The organism is Paenibacillus sp. FSL F4-0243 (assembly GCF_037963295.1).
Lineage (GTDB): Bacteria > Bacillota > Bacilli > Paenibacillales > Paenibacillaceae > Paenibacillus_AQ.
Genome location: NZ_CP150151.1, coordinates 2,516,401 through 2,534,862 on the forward strand (window position 1 = coordinate 2,516,401; position 18,462 = coordinate 2,534,862).

Here is an 18,462-nt window from a genome sequence, read left to right on the forward strand (position 1 = left end):
TGTTTAAGACGAAGGAGGCGTTCCTCTTGATGAAGGACAGTCGAAAGGTTAAACGTTACTTACTGAATTGGTTTGCTGTTGCTGCAGTATTGATTACCACAATTGTTCCGGCTACGCCGGCTGTCTCTGCTGCCACGTCTAAAGACAACGCTACAAATACGCAGCTTGAAGAGAGTGCACCCAAACGTGATAAGGTCGCTATCATTATTGACGATTTCGGCAATGGCATGAAGGGGACAGACGAAATGTTCTCGTTACCGATAAAGCTTACTGTAGCCGTCATGCCTTTTTTACCTACATCCGTAAAGGATGCCACCCGCGCCCATGAACGCGGAGATGATGTTCTGGTTCATTTGCCGATGGAGCCGCGCCAAGGTAATCCTAAATGGCTTGGACCAGGAGCCATATTGGCCAAAATGTCCGATGAGGAAGTACGACAAAAGGTTGAGGCGGCACTCGATAATGTTCCTTATGCGATCGGGATAAATAACCATATGGGTTCGAAAATTACCGGAGATGAGCGGATTATGGCAGTAATCTTATCTGTATGCAAAGAACGAGGATTATTTTTTGTAGACAGCAAGACCAACTACCGTTCCGTTGCTGGCAATATGGCTTATCGTATGGGGTTGCCACGCGTAGAGAACCATATCTTTTTAGATGACACACATACAGCAAGTCATGTTCTGAAACAAATGGGTCTCGTCAAAGACATGGCGAAGGATCAACGATTTTGTGTAACGATTGGTCATGTTGGTGTATTTGGGAAAGAGACCGCCGCAGGAATCCGCAGCGGTATTGAACAGATGAAAGACAATGTTGAGTTTATAGGGATTTCTGATCTGGTTAAAAACGAGATGAAATGGAGCTCCCAACTTAAACTTCCATAAGATAAGCTACAATACCATCAGCGATGGCTTCAGCGATTTGTTGCTGCCCTTTAGGGGTGCATAACTTTGCGCGGTCAGTCGGACTGCTTACAAAACCCGCCTCAACGATAACAGTTGTGGCGGTTATTTTGTTGAGTAAATAAAAGGGCTTGCCTGGTCTTGGATGAGCCTCGACATCGTAAAGATTGTTTAGCTGATGCTGAATGGACTTAGCAAGCATGAAGCTACGGCCCTCTTGACGGTACAATACAAGTGGACCATGTTTTGAAGGGGAAGGCGCCCAGTTAATATGGATGCTTACCACTACAGTAGCAGGTAATGTCTCAGCGAGCTCTTTACGCTGTGCAAGATCCCGCAGATGTCGAGATTTACTACGCAACCAGCGGTTCTCATCACTTGGGGCATAATCTCCATTGCGATTTAAAGCAACGTCAAAGCCATCGCTACCCAGAAGTAGAAATAATCGACGTGAGATATCTAAGGTGATATCTTTTTCAAGAATATTACCGTAGGAAGTTCCACCGTCGATGCCTCCGTGTCCCGCATCAATTAGGATCATACGATGTCCGTGACCTAATAAATGCTGACGGTCATCCTTCATCACAGGTTTCTCTGGTGTCGCAGAGGCTAAGGAGCTGCCCATAAACAACATTAGTAGTCCTAGGGTAGTTAGAGTGATTCGAAAGCCACATAGAGCAGCTGCTGTTCTGGAAAAGGATTGTTTTCTCCAGTTGTTCAAGTGAAACGCCTCCTTGCAAGTGAATAACGTCTTCTGGATTCTTTGTTAGATTGTGCTTTAATAGGTAAACCTATTCGACAAATCAGAAGTCTGTAGTTTAGATCCAAGTGGAGTGGTGCACACTAAGACCATGGAACGGATGCTGATAATCTGAATTCACTTACATTTTAGGAGGTGTTAAAATGGCTTCCGGTGGCGATGAGCTTGTAAAGTATATAACGGAGAAGGTAGTCGTATATATCGAGGATCCGCGTGCCATTCATGCTCGTAGAGCGGCTACGAAGCAGCCGTGGTCACAGAAATGGTTTGGCATGCTCCCGCTTGGGTGGTCTATCTGGCGAAGCAAGTGGAGTCATGATAAAAAAGACTAAAGGTTAAATAGCAAATAACCTTCCAGTGCCATTATTCATGGGTGCAGTGGAAGGTTATTTGCATTTGTTTAAATATAAGAATTTATATGCTTACGTTATAAATTATCCTTCTATTTCTCGCATAAACACTTACCGTCCTCATAAGGACGCCGAAGGCGTTTATGCTTGTGTTAACGATTATATCCGAGTGCTTTGGTCGTTCTGTCTGGCAGCTTATGCAGTGTTCCATTATTTTGTAGTGCAGTGAGTGGTAAGTATCGTTTTCCTTCAGGGCCTGAGGCCGCGTATACGGTAGTTTTATTGTTCTCAGCTTGACCTTGAGAAGACTGCCAGCTCTGATAGCCTGTAATCATAAACGGTGCCCCGACAAGGTCGTTTCGCCCAGCAGCTTGATAAGCGATGCTTTCCTTAGGTCTGATCAGAAGTGCGATATTGTCGCCGCTCACTGTAGTTAGTTTAGGAGCAGTCAGCCATAGGATATCTTCGTAAGGATCATCTGACCCTCCACTATTGAAGGCCGATAACGGTGATACGTCAGGATTAAGATTAGTAATTACATCTGTTGCTGGAGGCTGCTCTTTAAGGACTTCTTCCGCCTTGCTCAGTGTCCAAGGTAAAATTTGCGGTACGGAAGCATTGATGTAAACCGTCTTTTCGTCAATGGTTATTTTCCAGACCGGTAGAAGTGGTGCATATAAAGCAGTAAGGTTTATTGTTCCTGAAAAAGATGATGTAATGAGACCTTTCTGCACCAAAAACTGGCGCAGATCATTTAAACTGTATGGGAGTCCGTAAGTGCCGGCTCCATATTCACTTAACATATATCCGCCTGTATCGGTGGCGGAAATGATCATGTATCCAATCCGCTCTTCACCCTTCATTACATTTACAAGCCAGCCATGTGTACCTGGACCAAGGGGATAATATTCTATCCTTGCATCCTTCCAGGCTGTAAATGGAGCTTCTGCAGCGAGCTTGTTCAGTGTAGCCTTAGCGAATTCTTGGACCGTACTCGGAGAAGGTAAGGTACTCATCTTCAATACAGGAATTGTATCCTGCGTGACTGACTGGATCACACTTACTCTAGCCAGCGCCAGCGCTGAAGGGGAACCAGAACTGGATACAAACAGTCCAAAGCTTAGAAGCAGGAGGAGGCATCCTTGACCCGCAAGTTTCAGCCTCCGCCGCAAACTTATTTTCATGGCGTCGATCACCTTTCTTTGTTAAGAAATGTCAGGAAAGTTAAGCTTTACTCTATTGTAGTGGACAGGCTATAAAAAGGCTGTTGCTTGCTGTCGCGCTTGAAGGCGGAAGTTCTCTTGTTTTTTTGCCTGCTTTTAGCGAGTAGGGTCGCATTCTATAGGCTTCGCAGATGAAACAGTCCGTAGGTTATCGCAGAAACTGCAATTTGCGGCTCATATTGCCAAATGGTCTCCTGTCGACGACGGTTATACTGCTCTTGAGTGCCTAAACGTTTTTCTTCATCAGGCTCTTTCAGCAGCTCTCCGTAATAAATATCAATGATAGCCAGCTCGATTCTAAGACGCTCACGTGCCTGTTCTGCCCAAGTGTAATCGAGTTCGGCAAGATGAGAGGTAAGATGAGCCTCTAATAAATCTGTAGCGGCTGTCACTGTTAATTCATAAGGCTGAATATGGACGTTTTCTGGTAAACGGGGGATCATCTCCCGCGAGGCTATCTTAGTGTTAAAGTCATCAATGATGGTCCCTTTTGTCAGCGATATTCCAAGATAATGCAGTTCTTCCCGTTTCAAATCGCAGCTCATCTCCACTTTATAGCAGACGCCGAGCCACGGTTCATAAGCTGCAGAGAAGAGTGTATTCCGCTGCCTGCTACCGGGATCTTCAAATAAGTAAAGGCATTTCCCTTCATCTTGCGCCGCACTCCAAATTTGCTGCAGGCGCTTGCTACCATAGATGATATCTTCACGTCTTATCATACCGGGCCCAATTCGGGGCAATGCAGGTACAATACCGAAGTAGCGGGCTAGGATGCTATCTTCTGGATTTGAGGAGGGGACATGAACCACATTAGATTCAGGTGATGTTGGATTCAATAGATCTGCGCTAGCCTCAGCATCTGTTGTGGCGCCCATCGCTGGGTTTCCGGTAATTGGCGGATTCAATGCTCCGATGCTGCGATTTACCGTTGGCGGAACTTCTATAGCTGCCTGGCTATCGTATTTTTCCGGATCAAATACAAAAGTGAAAGAGAGTGTCTCCGGGTCAACACCAGTACGCTCCACGAATCCCCAATAATAAGGTCGATCTGTTAGCATTCTGTCAGCTCTTGGCGATAGCTTTACAGTTACGTGAATGGGCGATACTTCAATAATGGAGCATTCTGTCGCCTCCAGATAATCCATAACATGTTTGCGTACTTCCTGTGAGTTGAGGGTCATGTCGCAGTCTCACTTTCCTTTTTAATACCCTGAGTCAACTCACTTAGGGATTCACCGATATGATCAAGCTCATTTCGCAACTCTTCATCGGAGCGGGATTCGAGCATGATTTTGTATAAACTTTTCTCCAGTGATTCTTTCTTCTCAAAACGCTCCAGAATCACATCCAGCCCGCCAATGACCATTTCGAACATATTGATCTTCTCGTGTAGCAGATGAAGGATATGTTCTTCAATCGTACCTTGTGTGGACAAATTATAGATAACCACGTCATTTTCCTGACCTAACCGGTGCACCCGCCCAATCCGTTGTTCTACTCTCATGGGATTCCAAGGCAGATCGAAGTTGATCATGTGGTGACAGAACTGCAGGTTAATGCCCTCACCACCCGCCTCAGTAGCGATCATGACTTGAGCACGACCGCGGAAGAGGTCCATCATCCAGTCCTTTTTACCACGATTCATCCCGCCGGAATAAGAAACACACATTAGCCCATGTTCGCGGAAATACTGAAGCAAATATTCTTGAGTCGCGCGATACTCCGTAAAAACGATGACCTTTTCATTCATTTCTTGAATGAGAGATAGTGTTGTTTCGGCTTTGGTATTGGTCTTAACCGTACGAAGTGTCTGCAATAGCTCCATCATCCGATCGCGTTTCGGCGAATCAGCAGGCAGCTTCTTGATCAGATTAACTAAAGTGATGAAGACGGCATCCCTACTGCTGCACACCTCACGCTGAAGCGTTACCAAGGAAAGCATGCTGCTAAGATTGCCGCCTGATTCCTGATACTGATCTTTAACAAAAGAAGTGACAGCGTCATATAATACTCTCTCTTCCTGTGAAAGAACTAGCGGAATATTACGGACTTTTCGTTTCGTAAAATTAACTGGACCTTCGCCACGCCGATTGCGGATCATCACCTTCGATAGCTCGTCCCTTAGCTGACCTTCATTCTTAGGTTGGCGTTTATCAACGACGAAATTCGAAGCAAAATCACCCTGATTTCCTAGTTGCCCCGGTTTCAGTAAAGTGATCAAATTAAATAGCTCGCCCAGATCATTCTGAACGGGAGTAGCGGTTAGGAGCAGGCAATATTTTTTGCGTAATTGCTGTACAAATAGATAATTGGTCGATTTCTTGTTCTTCAGCTTATGCGCTTCATCAATAATCAACATGTCATATTCATTTTCCAGCAGCATCTCTTTATGAGGATCGCGCTTCGCGGTATCCATAGATGCGACGACAATCGCATTCCCCCAGGAATATGCTTTTTTCTGTGCAACAGCAGAGATGCCAAACTTGGCATTCAGCTCGCGGACCCACTGCAATACGAGGGAAGCGGGTACCAGAATAAGCACTTTAGAGACTAGACCGCGGACAAGATATTCCTTGAGTACAAGTCCTGCTTCAATCGTCTTTCCTAGTCCAACCTCGTCTGCGAGAATCGCGCGGCCCGACATCTCAAACAAAACCTTATGCGCGGTATCGAGCTGATGAGGAAGCGGGGATAATCCGGATAAATGTTTCATGCATTGCAGCTCATCGAAGCTGGTTACTAGACCCGTTTGTTCACCTTGCACAGCAAGTTTGGATAGACGGTAGTCTCCCCACGGACCACCTTTATCTAGTTTAAGTTCTAGATCCTGTAGCCAATTCCGGTCAAAAGAAAGAGGAACAGGCAGTATAGGCGCTGACTTTCCACCTTTGTGAGGTAGAGAATTACGGAATAATTGCGTCATGGTACAGCCTCCTCAGGTGCTAATTCATATCATCATTCGTAGGAGTAGTATGCTCTTAAACAAGAGAATTCATAACCTTCTATTTTTCTTGATAGCCTTTAAAAAAGAGAGTAAAAGCGAGAAAACGCGGCAAGGTTTGCGATATTTCGGCTGCTTAACTCTATTTTCGAAAAAGACCTTCGATACAATATGTGGTATAGTTTAAAAGCTGACGCACACAATATATTGTGACAAAAGCATGAAAATGTGATTTTTTAGAGTGCGTAGCTGCTATTTGTTATTGACAAGATGAACTTCCTACATACACCCGTAAGACGGAAGATAAGTGTAAGGAAGTTTTTGTTGTGGGTCACAAAATGTACGCCCACACCTGAACTGGAACTAATATTTACTACATTGCGGGAGGTTTTTCTATTGGGTAAAGTGGAACGTAAGCAACGCCTTGAAGGGCTAAGTGAAAAAATATTTTTGGATCGTTATGCTTGGAAGGATGCCGACAGCAATAATGCTAAAGTGGGCGATGTTGTACTCGTTCTAACAAAAGATGATCCGAAGTTTCCCACGAAGGAAGTCGGAGAGATCGTAGAACGTAACGGCAGAATCGTAACCGTGAAGACGCGCAGCGGCGAACTTGTGAAATCAGATGTTGAAAAGCTGACGCTTAATATAGAAAAAACACCAGAGGAAATGTGGGATCGTCTGTCTACAGCTATGGCTTCTGTGGAGAAGACGCCTGAGCTTCAAGAAGAATGGGCGGGTAAATTCCGTTCGATTCTGGATGATTGGAAGCTCGTACCGGGTGGACGAATTGCTGCTGGTGCAGGCGCTAGTGAAGAACTAACCCTGTTCAACTGTTATGTAATTCCTTCTCCAAAAGATAGCCGTGGCGGCATTATGCAGACGTTGGCTGAAATGACAGAAATTATGGCTCGTGGTGGCGGTGTAGGGATTAACCTATCCTCTCTACGTCCACGCCGGGCAATTGTGAGAGGTGTTAATGGTTCTTCCAGTGGATCTGTATCTTGGGGCGGTCTGTTTAGCTATACCACTGGATTAATTGAACAAGGCGGTAGCCGTCGTGGTGCACTTATGCTCATGATTAATGACTGGCATCCAGATGTGGAGGACTTCATTACCGTAAAGCAAACGATGGGTCAAGTTACGAATGCGAACCTTTCGGTATGTGTGAGCAATAGCTTTATGAAGGCTGTAAAAGAAAATCTGGATTGGGATCTCGTATTTCCGGATACTACAGATCCAGAGTACAACGATGTGTGGGATGGCGATCTAGACAAGTGGAAAGCTGCGGGCAAAAACGTTATTCATTATCGCACCGTTAAAGCGCGTGATGTGTGGCGCACCATTATTGAATCCGCTTGGAAATCCGCTGAGCCAGGCGTTGTGTTCATGGAATACTACAATCAGATGTCCAACAGCTGGTATTTTAATCCGATCATTTGTACGAACCCATGTGGGGAGCAAGGACTGCCAGGCTGGGGAGTCTGCAATTTGTCTGCTGTGAACCTGTCCAAATTCTACGATGAGAAGAATCATGATGTAGACTGGGAAGATCTCGCGACTACGACGCGTTATTCCGTACGTTTCTTGGACAATGTCATTGATAAGACGCCTTATCATTTCCCGGAAAATGAAGCGAATCAGAAAAACGAACGCCGTGTGGGTCTCGGAACGATGGGTCTTGCTGAGCTGATGATCAAATTGAACATCCGTTACGGTAGCCCGGAATCTTTGGCGTTTCTGGACAAGCTTTACGGCTTTATGGCTCGTGAAGCGTACCTTGCTTCTGCAGAGATTGCTGGTGAGAAGGGATCCTTCCTAGCTTTTGACACAGAGAAATATTTAATGAGCGGCTTTATGAAAAATATGCTCGAAACGTATCCAGAGGTTGGTGAAGCGATCCGTAAACATGGCATGCGTAACGTTACAGTGATAACACAAGCACCTACAGGTAGCACAGGTACAATGGTTGGCACCTCGACAGGTATTGAGCCTTATTTTGCTTTTAAATATTTCCGTCAAAGTCGCCTTGGCTACGATGAGCAGTTCGTTCCAATCGCCCAAGAATGGCTTGAAGCTCATCCAGGTGAAGAGCTGCCAGATTATTTCGTGACTTCGATGGATTTGTCAGCTAAGGATCATATTCGTGCGCAAGCAGCGATTCAACGCTGGGTAGATAGCTCGATTTCCAAGACAGCCAACTGCCCGTCTGACTTCACAGTAGAAGAGACGGCTGAGCTATATGAAATGGCTTTCGATTTGGGCTGTAAAGGCGTTACGATCTACCGTGATGGTAGCCGTGATGTACAAGTTCTGCAAACCTCGAAGAAGGAAGATGCAGCAGAAGAGGTAGCTCCAGCAGTTGAAGTTGCAACGACTCCTGAAGCAAATGCAAGTGTTGTATCGGTGAGCCCAGCACCTCAAGCTCCTACTAAAGAGCTGGATAAACAATACAAGAAACGTCCGCAGGTTCTGCGCGGCGCAACCTATAAAATTAACACACCTTTTGGTATGGCGTATATTACGATCAATGATCTAGATGGCACACCGGCAGAAATCTTCCTGAATGTAGGTAAAGCAGGTTCTGATGTCTTTGCGATGGCAGAAGCACTCGGTCGTGTCTGCTCCTTGTTCCTCCGTTATGGAGATCATGGTGAGAAGGTAGAATTGTTGATCAAACATCTGAAAGGTATCGGCGGATCAGGTGCAATCGGCTTCGGTGCGAATCGAGTAGAATCCATTGCAGATGCTGTAGCTAAGGCATTGGAGACTCATGTACTGAATAACGCTCATGATGATCATTTGCCTGCACCGATTGCAGCAACTTTGGAGCTAGAAGATTTCAATGAAGCTTTAAATGCGGAGTTGAAAGCGAGTGTTCCTGCGGCAACGTCTACCGATGATAGTCATGGTGCGCATAACCACACTAGCGCTTCACGTGATCTTTGCCCATCTTGCGGCGGCGCTTCGCTGATTAATATTGAGGGTTGTAAGACTTGCGGCAATTGCGGGTATAGTCGCTGCGGGTAAACGGTAGAGCCAATAAATGTTTTATGGGAAAACTAGAAATGTGACTATGCATAGCTACTAAAAGCAAGCGATCATCGAGAGGAAGTGTTAACCTTTTATCTCAATGGATCGCTTGTTTTTTTTATTATTGATGAAGTTATAAGAAACAAAAGAAACAAGAATCAAAAATTATAGATAATCATTGAGAGGTTTTAACTATATGAGTTTGATAATTAGTGTAATTCAAAAGGGAAGTATAATTGTAGATACTAATTTTTTGGAGGAGCAGGTACCCGCACCACATAATAATTTGTTTGGTTTCGAATCATGCAGAAAAACTCTCTGGGGAAATGATTTAATTGGTGAACTCGGATGTGAGTTAATATATTCTTTAAAGAATACGAATATTTTTGCATTTGATGAAGGAATAGAAAAACTGGAAAGTGAATTCCTTATTTTGCTTGATAATTTAGATACTATAGAACTACATACAGACTATGATAAAGAATTTATTGAATTTAGGGTAAGAAATGCTTTGGAAATGATAAAGGTAGTACTTAAAGAAAAAGATAAGGTTGGAATTGCGATTTGGTAAGTCACAACGTATTTACGCGGTGTGTTTGGTCTGTGAACTCTGTGTTCTGACTAAGCTTTTAAACACAAAAACACGCGTACTTGTCTAACACAGGTACGCGTGTTTTTGATATTCCACTATGGTAGGTATTATTTTTACATATCTAAATTTTTGAATGCGTAAGGCAATAAATCCCTTAAACACAGCTCTAAGATTTCTTTTTTCTCATTGGTTAAATAGACAGGCATGTCGGGCAAACAGAATTCCGATAATACTTGTCTGCAGATACTGCATGGCGGCAGAAAATCCATTGTGTCACCTGCTACAGCTATAGCCTGAAAATCACCTTTAGTATAGCCCTTTGTAATAGCTGTGAAGATTGCTGTTCTCTCTGCACAGTTAGTAGCACCAAAAGATACATTTTCTACATTTACTCCATTAATAACATTTCCATCTTTAAGTAATAAGGCTGCTCCAACTGGAAATTTAGAATAAGGGGCATAAGCAGCTTTCTTTGTGTTACGTGCGCTTTCCATTAATTCTTCTTTATTCATAATACTCACCCTTTTTAAATAAGAATGAACCTTTCGGTCCCCTTATCGCCAACTTTAAGGTTGGCAGGACTTCTAATATTATAGTCAGACCAAATGGTTGTCAACATTAAAATCTAGAAGTTCCGCCTCCATGATGTACTACTCGATAAGTACCAATAGGGAATCATAGCTTTAAAATATAACTAGATATAGTAAATATAAGTTATACATATTAAGCCTGCCATGGTAGCCTTAACTTAAAAGAGACGTGTAGAGGAGTTTTTTATTTTGGGAGCGGCAGAGAGTACATTTAAACAAAAAATATTGAGCAAGAAACCTGGTATTTTAACATATGGTATGACACCACCGAAGGCAAGCCATTCACCAGAAAAGATATCAGAAATTGCACAGAAACAGGTTGAAAGACTTAAAAACGTTGATTTAGATGCTTTAATTCTTTACGACGTCCAGGAGGAAGCAGAAAGAGTTGATCATGAAAGACCTTACCCATATTTACCAACGATTGATCCGGCTATCTATGGTGATAAATATCTAAGACAAGTGGAGGTCCCGAAAATAATTTATCGGTGCGTCGGTAATGATACAAGAGCTTCGTTCGCGGATTGGATTAAGACTGACGAAAGTGAAGACAGATTTTCCGTGTATGTGGGCGCTTCGTCAAGTAAGCAAGAGGTGAAATTGAATTTACCAGATGCTTATAAGCTAAGCAAACAGTTAAATAGCAATTTGAATTTTGGAGGAGTTGTCATTCCTGAAAGACATATAAAAAAGAATGATGAGCATATTCGGGTTGTCGAAAAGATTAACAATGGATGTAACTTTTTTATCACTCAGGCAACTTATAATGTAGAGGCGTCAAAGAATTTATTGTCTGATTTATATTATTACTATACAAATAAGGGTTTTGAAATGGTTCCTATTTTATTTAATCTTGCACCATGTGGCACAGCGAAAACATTACAATTTATGAAATGGTTGGGGATCAGTATCCCGGGATGGTTAGAAAACGAGTTGAAATACTCGAACGACATTTTGGATAAATCAATTCAGCTATCTCAAAAAATATTTGAAGAACTATTTGAGTTCGGGCTGGAGAAGGGAATTCCAATTGGATGCAGCATTGAAAGTGTTTCAACAACTAAGTTGGAAATTGAAGCATCCATTCAGCTCGCTAAAGATGTAAAGGCATTTCTAGATAAAAAGCTGTTGAGTCTAGAGAGTAGATGATTAATTGTTTTAAGGAGATTAGAAATATTAACGTTATCGCATTGAATTTTCTAACAGTGAATTCTCGTTTAAAATGAAAAACCACAAAAACTTACTATTCATTGAGCCGGTAATCCTTTCTGTTAAGGGTTACCGGTTTTTTATAAGTTAATAGGGACATGATCATCATCTCAATAGCTTGTCTAGTGTCTTTCTTGCATATTATTCTAGCTAAATCCTTCATCGAGGATGGTTATGTCATTGGATAATATGGATCTTCGGGCGTTACCGCATGCTGTCGGTGGTGAGAGATTCTGTACAAGCTACTAGATTTCGGCTACGATTCTTATATAACAGATTGACTGAATGGATGGTAGAAATATGTATTGTAAACTGTCAGAAGCATCACCAATCACCATCGGACTGCTAGCACATGTTGATGCCGGCAAAACCACCTTCGCAGAGCAGCTCCTATACCATGCTTCCGGAATTAAGACTCGGGGGAGAGTCGATCATCAGGATGCCTTTTTGGATAGTCATGAGATGGAGCGGGCACGGGGGATAACGATTTTTGCTGACCAGGCGGTGATGAAATATAACGAACAATCGTATCAGCTCATTGACACACCGGGGCATGTCGATTTTTCAGCTGAGATGGAGCGCGCATTACAGGTCATGGATTATGCGGTAGTCATCTTAAGTGCTGTGGAGGGCATTGAAGGGCATACTGAGACGGTCTGGCAATTGCTACAGGAATATGGCATACCCACTTTTATATTTATTAACAAAATAGATCGTACCGGTGCTGACGTCCAGCGTGTGCTAAAAGCGTTAAGACAGCAATTTTCGCCGGATATGTTGTATTTGGCAAAAGGTCTAGATCAGAGCATGCTGCCTGAAGAGGTTATTACCGCCGTTGCTGAGCGAGATGAAGCCTTGATGGAGGCATATCTCGAAGACAACATTGATCCTGGGCAGGTATTGGCTACGCTGAAACAAATGGTTAAAGAACGGGTGGTTTTTCCCGTTATGAGTGGAGCAGCTCTAATGGATCAGGGGATTGCGGAATGGATGCAGACGATGCAACTACTAATGGAATCGACTTATGAAGTAAACGCAGTATTCGGGGCACGAGTATATAAGGTGCGTCATGAGCTGCAAGGCACGCGACTGACTTTTATGAAGATATTAGCTGGGAAATTACGGGTACGGGAGGATCTCTGCTATAGAACTTCAGAACATGAGGAGTTAAGCCAGAAAATCACTTCTATTCGTATCTATCATGGGGGGAAATATACTTCATGCGATGAAGCTTCCGCGGGACAGCTTGTTGCCGTTACGGGCCTAACTGATGCAGCCATTGGACTGGGTATAGGTAATCATTCAGATCGAGTAGAATCCCGTCTTGTGTCAGCGTTGAAATCCAAAGTTGTATTCAATTTGGGGATATCATCCAGAGAAGTGCTACGCTATTTCATGATCCTGCAAGCCGAAGACCCTACGCTGCAAGTGACATGGGAGGACAAGCTGGAGGAGATTCATGTTCATGTGATGGGAATGATCCAGCTAGAGGTACTTCAGCAGGTGGTGTTAGACCGTTTCCAGCTCAAGGTATCGTTCTCCAAGCCAGAGATATTATACAAAGAGACGATCGCAGACATTGTGATTGGTTGTGGGCATTTCGAACCTCTTAAGCATTATGCAGAGGTGCATCTCCGGCTTGCGCCTGCGAAACGTGGTGAGGGAATTACATATCGCAGTACATGCCATGTGGAGCAGCTCAGCACAGGGTATCAGCATCTCGTCGGTCAGCATTTACTTGAAAAGGACCATCGTGGAGTTCTTACCGGCTCTCCCGTCACCGATCTGTATATAACGCTTTTAACCGGGGCAGCGCATCAGAAGCACACTCATGGCGGTGACTTTCGGGAGGCGACACTGCGGGCACTGCGGCAGGGATTGGAGCAAGCGAACAAGATTCTACTGGAACCCTATTATCAATTCAAAATCAAAGTCGATGCAGAGCTGATCGGACGCGTAATGTCTGATATACAGCTGGCCCATGGTGAATTTGACCCGCCAGAAATGCTAGGTGAATCGATGTTTATTCAGGGACGTGCGCCTGTCGCGACGTTCATGCATTATGCAGTAGAGCTTGCTTCATTCACGAAGGGCAAGGGAGCAATCTCGATGAAGTTAGGCGGTTATCAGCCATGTCATAACCCGGAACAGGTCATCGCAAGGATTGGATACGACCGCAGCGCTGATCCTGAGTACACCTCCAGCTCTATGTTCTGTGCAAAGGGAGCGGGATATAGCGTTCCTTGGGATGAAGCGCCTTCGTATATGCATTTGGAGATTCAGGAATAGGAGTGAGAAAGCATTCTAGGAATTATCCTTCACCCCAATATTTCTTTGTCCCCATTCAACAACGGATTCAATTAAAGGCACTAATTCTTTTCCAGATGAAGTCAGAGAATACTCAACTCTTGGTGGCACTTCGTTATACTGCTCCCGATGAATGATTCCATATTCTATAAGATCCCTCAGTGAGTTGGTTAAGGTAGTCCCTGTTATTCCATGCAGTCTTCTTTTTAACTCGTTATAGCGTATGTTGTCGTTCTCACTTAGAATGGCTAGGATCGGGAGGTTCCACTTTCCGCTGATTACATGGAATGCAAAGGTTGCAGGACATAATTGATCAAGTCTAAATTCATATTTCATACATAACTCCTGTCCAATAGTATTATTAAAGATACTTAGTATTAAAAATAAACGTACTTGTTTGAATTTGTATTGGTATTATAATACTCCCATACAAAGAACTTCTACAAGAGGGCACTTTCTTTGATTCTCCAGCGAAAGGTGATTTATATATGAATAATTCAAATATGATGTGTGACCTTAAAACCGGTGTCTGTGGGCCAGGGGATGAAGAGCAAATGGAAATGATCGACTTTAATCTACAGTCCCCCAAAATCACACTTTACTATGCAACAGATCCGATCTGTTCCCACTGTTGGGCGCTTGAGCCGGTACTCAATCGTTTTATTCTGCAGTATGGTCAATATTTTAACGTGAAGACGATTTTGGGTGGTTTGCTTTCTAGCTGGCATGGTTTTGCAGATGTCTCCAATGGCATTCAACAGCCTTCAGATGTTGCGGAGCATTGGAGAGAAGTCGGTTTACATTCACGTATGCCTATCGATGGTTCTTTGTGGAAAAACAATCCGATTCTTTCTTCGTACCCGCCATCTAGAGTATACAAGGTTATACAAAATATATATCCGGGTAAAGAAAATGAGTTTTTGCGTCAGGCAAGAGAAGCTGTATTCGCCTTCAATCAGAATATTGGAGAGGAGAAAACATTAGTTGATATAGTCAACAACATTGGGCTAAATGGCGAAGAAATAGTGGCGGATGCTGCTCTTGGATCGGCACAAGATTTGTTAGAGCAGGATTTTGAGTTAGCAGGCAGACTTGGTGTACGTGGATTTCCAACCATTATCATGGTGAATGAAGAAAATAAAGGTGTTAAAATTGTGGGGGCACGATCATTAGAAGCCTATGTCGACGGACTTCAACAAGTTTACAATGGAGATGTAAAAGCTGAAAATGTTCCACCTCTCTCTGAACTTATCAAGGAAGGAAACATTTTGTTCTCCAAGGAAATTGAAGTGTTGTATGATATTGAATCTAGTGATATGGAGTCATTTATAGCCACGGAAATGATAGAGGGGTCATACAGTATTAAGCGGGTTTTAGGTGAATCATACGTTGTATCTTAATTATAATGAAAGAAGCCAGTAACCCAAAGAACTTTGGATTTACTGGCTTCTTTGGCATTCGCGAGGGTGGATTTGAGATCGCGAGTGCCAAACCGAAAAATAAGCTATTCTTGGGAAGCACACGTCAATAAGCTAATTTGAATGAAAAGGTGTTCGAGATTTCTTTCGGTAATTCTGAGGCGTCAATCCAGTCTCATTACGAAAAACTGATGAAAAATAGCTCGCACTTTGAAATCCGCAGTTCATCGCAATTTCACTAATCGATCGATTAGTTCCTACCAGCATCTCGGAGCTCTTTTGAATACGATATCGCACTAGGTAAGTATTAGGCGTTTGGCCAATGTATGTGCCAAACAACTCGCAACATCTGCTCCTGCAAACAGACCCAGCGGTAGCGATGTCATTCAGGGTTACTCTAAGGTCAAAATGATGATGAATATATCCCGTCATTTTCCAAACGGCAATCCATGACTGGTCATCATTTATCTGCCCAGGAACCCTCTGTATATGATCTCCGACGTCTGCACAAAGTGATGTAGCCAGTGAAAGAAGGCGTAGGGGGTTGCAGGGAATACTGTTCATTTCTTCATAAATCCGATGTAAGGAATGCAGGATTTCCTTTTCCCACGTGCTTTGCGAAGTAATCATAATATAATCTTCAGTATTAGAACCGAATTTCTCATCCCAATATACTTTACCTACATGTGTGTTTATTCCGAGTAGTGAAGGATGGACAGCAACGACAATGAATGTACAATCCAATTTATTGGTGGAGAAACCATAATGCATACGCTTGCTATTAACGAATATTCCGTTACCTCGTTCAATCAGTACAATTTCTCCGTTTACAAAATACTCCATCTCCCCATCTAGCACTAAAATAAATTCCAAGTCCGGATGCCAATGGCATGCTGCTGCATATTTATCGAAATGATTAAGTGCTCCTTTTCGTACGTATAGCGGAAAATCAGGAAGATTATAATTTAGTTCTTCCGATAAATCAGAGAATACTTCCAGCTCTGCACTCACAATCACATCTCCCTCAAACAAAATACGATTTTAATAGAATTATATTTGATTTCGGTGGATAGGAATACTAAGAAATTATACAATTTTGATATTGCTCGACAATAATACAAAATCCAAAAGATATTATAAGGAGCCAGAAATATGACGATGAGAGAACGTATTGCCTCCGGTAAACTATTTACTGATTACTGTGAAGGACTGCCTGAAGACAGACTACAGGCAAAAAGAAGAATGCATGCCTTTAATATAACAGCGCCAGATAATCTAGAAAAACGTACACAACTCATTCAAGAGATATTTGGTAAAGAAACGAAGGTGTGGATCGAGCCGCCCTTTTACTTTTGCTATGGTACGAACATTGAGATTGGAGATGGAACGTACATCAATTTTAATTGTAATTTTGTTGACGACACTAAAATTATTATCGGAAAAAATGTTATGTTCGGTCCATCTGTAACGATTGCTACAGTAGGACATCCAATCCATCCAGATTACAGAGGATATATGTATGCTGATCCGGTGAAAATTGAGAACAATTGTTGGATCGGGGCGAATGTTACAATTTGTCCAGGGGTCACAATTGGAGAAAATACCGTTATTGGTGCCGGCAGTGTTGTAACAAAAGATATTCCGGCTAACTCTATTGCTGTTGGTAATCCATGCAGGGTGATGCGCACCATTAATGAACACGACCAAAAATACTATTACAAAGACAAAGAGATCACTAAGGAAGATCTGGATGAAGAAGCACGTTTGAGATGAGAGATAAGCATTTCAATCGTCAATTGCTTAATTTGGTCATTCCGATTGCTTTACAAAACCTCATTTCATCGTTAGCCGTGACAATAGATATATTCATGTTAGGTTTTATAAACCAGTCTACAATGTCTGCTGTATCGTTGGCTGGGCAAATTACATTTGTTTTAACACTGTTTTATATGGGATTGGCTGCAGGAGTAGGTATTTTGACTGCTCAGTATTGGGGAAAGAAAGATTTAATGACAATTGAACGAGTCTTTAGTATCGGATGTACGATGTCTATTATTATATCCGCTATCTTTTTTGGGATATCACTGTTAATGCCGGATCAATTAATGAGGTTTTTCACAACTGACGTCGAGTTAATTCAATATGGATCGAGTTTCTTGCGAGTGATCTCGTTCTCCTATCTGATAAGCGGAATATCTCAAATGTACTTTAGTGTCATTAGAAGCATGGAAAATGCCCGTGTGAGTGCCTGGATCAGTTCTATGTGTCTTATATTGAACATTCTCTTGAATGTAATAAGTATTTTTATACTTTATCCGGGTAATTCAGAAAAGGCTATAGTGGCAGTTGCTTTCTCTACAGTTTTGGCACGTATCGTTGAATTTGGTTGCTGTATCATCCACTCGATCAAATCAAATATAAAGTTTAGGTTACCTTTACGTGACATGGTTCAGCGTAATTTGATTAAGGATTTTTTGAGGTATACACTACCCGTCCAAGGAAATTATATTGTTTGGGGATGCGCATTAACTGTGACATCTGCGATTATTGGACATATCAATGCAGATATGGTCGCTGCAAATTCAGTTGCCTCGGTCGTTAAGAATCTGGTCATTGTATTATGTGGAGGTATTGCAAGTGGTGGCTCCGTACTTGTTGGTAAATATCTAGGCAATGGCGAAATTGAAATGGCTAAAAGAGCTGGGAAAATATTAAATGTATATGCTATTTTGTTTGGCATTGTTGCAGGTATTACTTTGCTATTACTGAAGCCTATAGTGTTTCTACTTGTTAATTTGGATGATCAAGCACAAATATATTTGAGTGGAATGCTTCTTGTCTGTGCTTATTGTTGTATTCCGAAATCGATAAACTCCACGACGATTGGAGGAATATTTGTTGCTGGAGGAGATTCTAGATTTGGCTTTTGGTGTGACACGATTGTAATGTGGGGCATCATATTACCATTAGGATACATGAGTGCGTTTGTGTGGCATCTCTCCCCTCTAACGATATTTATTATCATCAATTTAGACGAGGTTATTAAAGCCCCGATTGCCTTAATGCGTTATTTTAAATTTAAATGGCTTAACGATATTACGAGGAATTATGTTCAAAACTAATACATGTAG

The 18,462-nt window shown here is 42.6% G+C and carries 16 protein-coding genes; 9 read left to right on the top strand and 7 right to left on the bottom strand.

Translation table 11 applies throughout. The features are described 5' to 3' along the window. Positions 1 to 29: 29 nt before the first annotated feature. On the top strand, positions 30 to 890 hold the full coding sequence (locus tag NSS87_RS11010) for a divergent polysaccharide deacetylase family protein (protein WP_042186939.1): 861 nt from the start codon (positions 30 to 32) through the stop codon (positions 888 to 890). On the opposite strand, the gene NSS87_RS11015 is transcribed toward NSS87_RS11010, so the two are convergent. Beyond that, positions 877 to 1,629, bottom strand: a complete 753-nt coding sequence (locus NSS87_RS11015) for an N-acetylmuramoyl-L-alanine amidase (protein WP_231573420.1) — start codon at positions 1,627 to 1,629, stop codon at positions 877 to 879. The genes NSS87_RS11010 and NSS87_RS11015 overlap by 14 nt on opposite strands. Before the next feature lie 182 nt (positions 1,630 to 1,811). Between NSS87_RS11015 and NSS87_RS11020 the strand changes: the two genes are divergently transcribed. Continuing rightward, the gene (locus NSS87_RS11020; protein ID WP_042186941.1) at positions 1,812 to 2,000 is read left to right on the top strand and encodes a YqzE family protein; all 189 of its coding nucleotides are present in this window, start codon (positions 1,812 to 1,814) and stop codon (positions 1,998 to 2,000) included. Between the two features lie 170 nt (positions 2,001 to 2,170). Here NSS87_RS11020 and NSS87_RS11025 read toward each other — a convergent pair whose 3' ends face one another. The 3 genes from NSS87_RS11025 to NSS87_RS11035 form a co-directional block, all read right to left on the bottom strand. Next, the gene (locus NSS87_RS11025) at positions 2,171 to 3,202 is read right to left on the bottom strand and encodes a hypothetical protein (RefSeq protein WP_339247022.1); all 1,032 of its coding nucleotides are present in this window, start codon (positions 3,200 to 3,202) and stop codon (positions 2,171 to 2,173) included. A gap of 155 nt (positions 3,203 to 3,357) precedes the next feature. Continuing rightward, a complete protein-coding gene (locus tag NSS87_RS11030; RefSeq protein ID WP_042186945.1) occupies positions 3,358 to 4,422 on the bottom strand; it encodes a YqhG family protein in 1,065 nt (354 codons plus the stop codon). Beyond that, complete coding sequence (locus NSS87_RS11035) at positions 4,419 to 6,164, bottom strand: SNF2-related protein (protein WP_076298508.1); 1,746 nt, start codon at positions 6,162 to 6,164, stop codon at positions 4,419 to 4,421. The genes NSS87_RS11030 and NSS87_RS11035 overlap by 4 nt, the downstream gene beginning before the upstream one ends. Before the next feature lie 414 nt (positions 6,165 to 6,578). Here NSS87_RS11035 and NSS87_RS11040 point away from each other — a divergent pair, with 414 nt between their 5' ends. Both NSS87_RS11040 and NSS87_RS11045 read left to right on the top strand, forming a co-directional pair. After that, the gene (locus tag NSS87_RS11040) at positions 6,579 to 9,212 is read left to right on the top strand and encodes an adenosylcobalamin-dependent ribonucleoside-diphosphate reductase (RefSeq protein ID WP_339247026.1); all 2,634 of its coding nucleotides are present in this window, start codon (positions 6,579 to 6,581) and stop codon (positions 9,210 to 9,212) included. Positions 9,213 to 9,411: 199 nt separating this feature from the next. After that, the gene (locus NSS87_RS11045) at positions 9,412 to 9,786 is read left to right on the top strand and encodes a hypothetical protein (protein ID WP_076283110.1); all 375 of its coding nucleotides are present in this window, start codon (positions 9,412 to 9,414) and stop codon (positions 9,784 to 9,786) included. A gap of 134 nt (positions 9,787 to 9,920) precedes the next feature. Here the strand turns inward: NSS87_RS11045 and NSS87_RS11050 are convergent, their stop codons facing one another. Continuing rightward, positions 9,921 to 10,319 carry a cytidine deaminase gene (locus tag NSS87_RS11050; RefSeq protein WP_339247028.1) on the bottom strand — a complete coding sequence of 133 codons (399 nt, stop codon included), beginning with the start codon at positions 10,317 to 10,319 and terminating at the stop codon, positions 9,921 to 9,923. A gap of 267 nt (positions 10,320 to 10,586) precedes the next feature. Between NSS87_RS11050 and NSS87_RS11055 the strand changes: the two genes are divergently transcribed. Both NSS87_RS11055 and NSS87_RS11060 read left to right on the top strand, forming a co-directional pair. Next, the gene (locus NSS87_RS11055) at positions 10,587 to 11,546 is read left to right on the top strand and encodes a methylenetetrahydrofolate reductase (protein ID WP_339247031.1); all 960 of its coding nucleotides are present in this window, start codon (positions 10,587 to 10,589) and stop codon (positions 11,544 to 11,546) included. A gap of 360 nt (positions 11,547 to 11,906) precedes the next feature. Continuing rightward, positions 11,907 to 13,895: a translation factor GTPase family protein gene (locus NSS87_RS11060; RefSeq protein WP_339247034.1), complete on the top strand. Its 1,989-nt coding sequence runs from the start codon at positions 11,907 to 11,909 to the stop codon at positions 13,893 to 13,895. A gap of 15 nt (positions 13,896 to 13,910) precedes the next feature. Here the strand turns inward: NSS87_RS11060 and NSS87_RS11065 are convergent, their stop codons facing one another. Next, positions 13,911 to 14,249, bottom strand: a complete 339-nt coding sequence (locus NSS87_RS11065; RefSeq protein ID WP_042126439.1) for a helix-turn-helix domain-containing protein — start codon at positions 14,247 to 14,249, stop codon at positions 13,911 to 13,913. Positions 14,250 to 14,401: 152 nt separating this feature from the next. Here NSS87_RS11065 and NSS87_RS11070 point away from each other — a divergent pair, with 152 nt between their 5' ends. After that, positions 14,402 to 15,313 (top strand): DsbA family protein, encoded by a 912-nt coding sequence (locus tag NSS87_RS11070; protein ID WP_339247036.1) that lies wholly within the window; start codon positions 14,402 to 14,404, stop codon positions 15,311 to 15,313. A gap of 132 nt (positions 15,314 to 15,445) precedes the next feature. Here the strand turns inward: NSS87_RS11070 and NSS87_RS11075 are convergent, their stop codons facing one another. After that, positions 15,446 to 16,342 (bottom strand): AraC family transcriptional regulator, encoded by an 897-nt coding sequence (locus NSS87_RS11075; RefSeq protein ID WP_339247039.1) that lies wholly within the window; start codon positions 16,340 to 16,342, stop codon positions 15,446 to 15,448. Between the two features lie 141 nt (positions 16,343 to 16,483). Between NSS87_RS11075 and NSS87_RS11080 the strand changes: the two genes are divergently transcribed. Continuing rightward, positions 16,484 to 17,104 (top strand): DapH/DapD/GlmU-related protein, encoded by a 621-nt coding sequence (locus NSS87_RS11080; RefSeq protein WP_339247042.1) that lies wholly within the window; start codon positions 16,484 to 16,486, stop codon positions 17,102 to 17,104. After that, the gene (locus NSS87_RS11085) at positions 17,101 to 18,453 is read left to right on the top strand and encodes an MATE family efflux transporter (RefSeq protein ID WP_339247045.1); all 1,353 of its coding nucleotides are present in this window, start codon (positions 17,101 to 17,103) and stop codon (positions 18,451 to 18,453) included. Before NSS87_RS11080 ends, NSS87_RS11085 begins: the two co-directional genes overlap by 4 nt. The last annotated feature ends 9 nt before the right edge of the window (positions 18,454 to 18,462 follow it).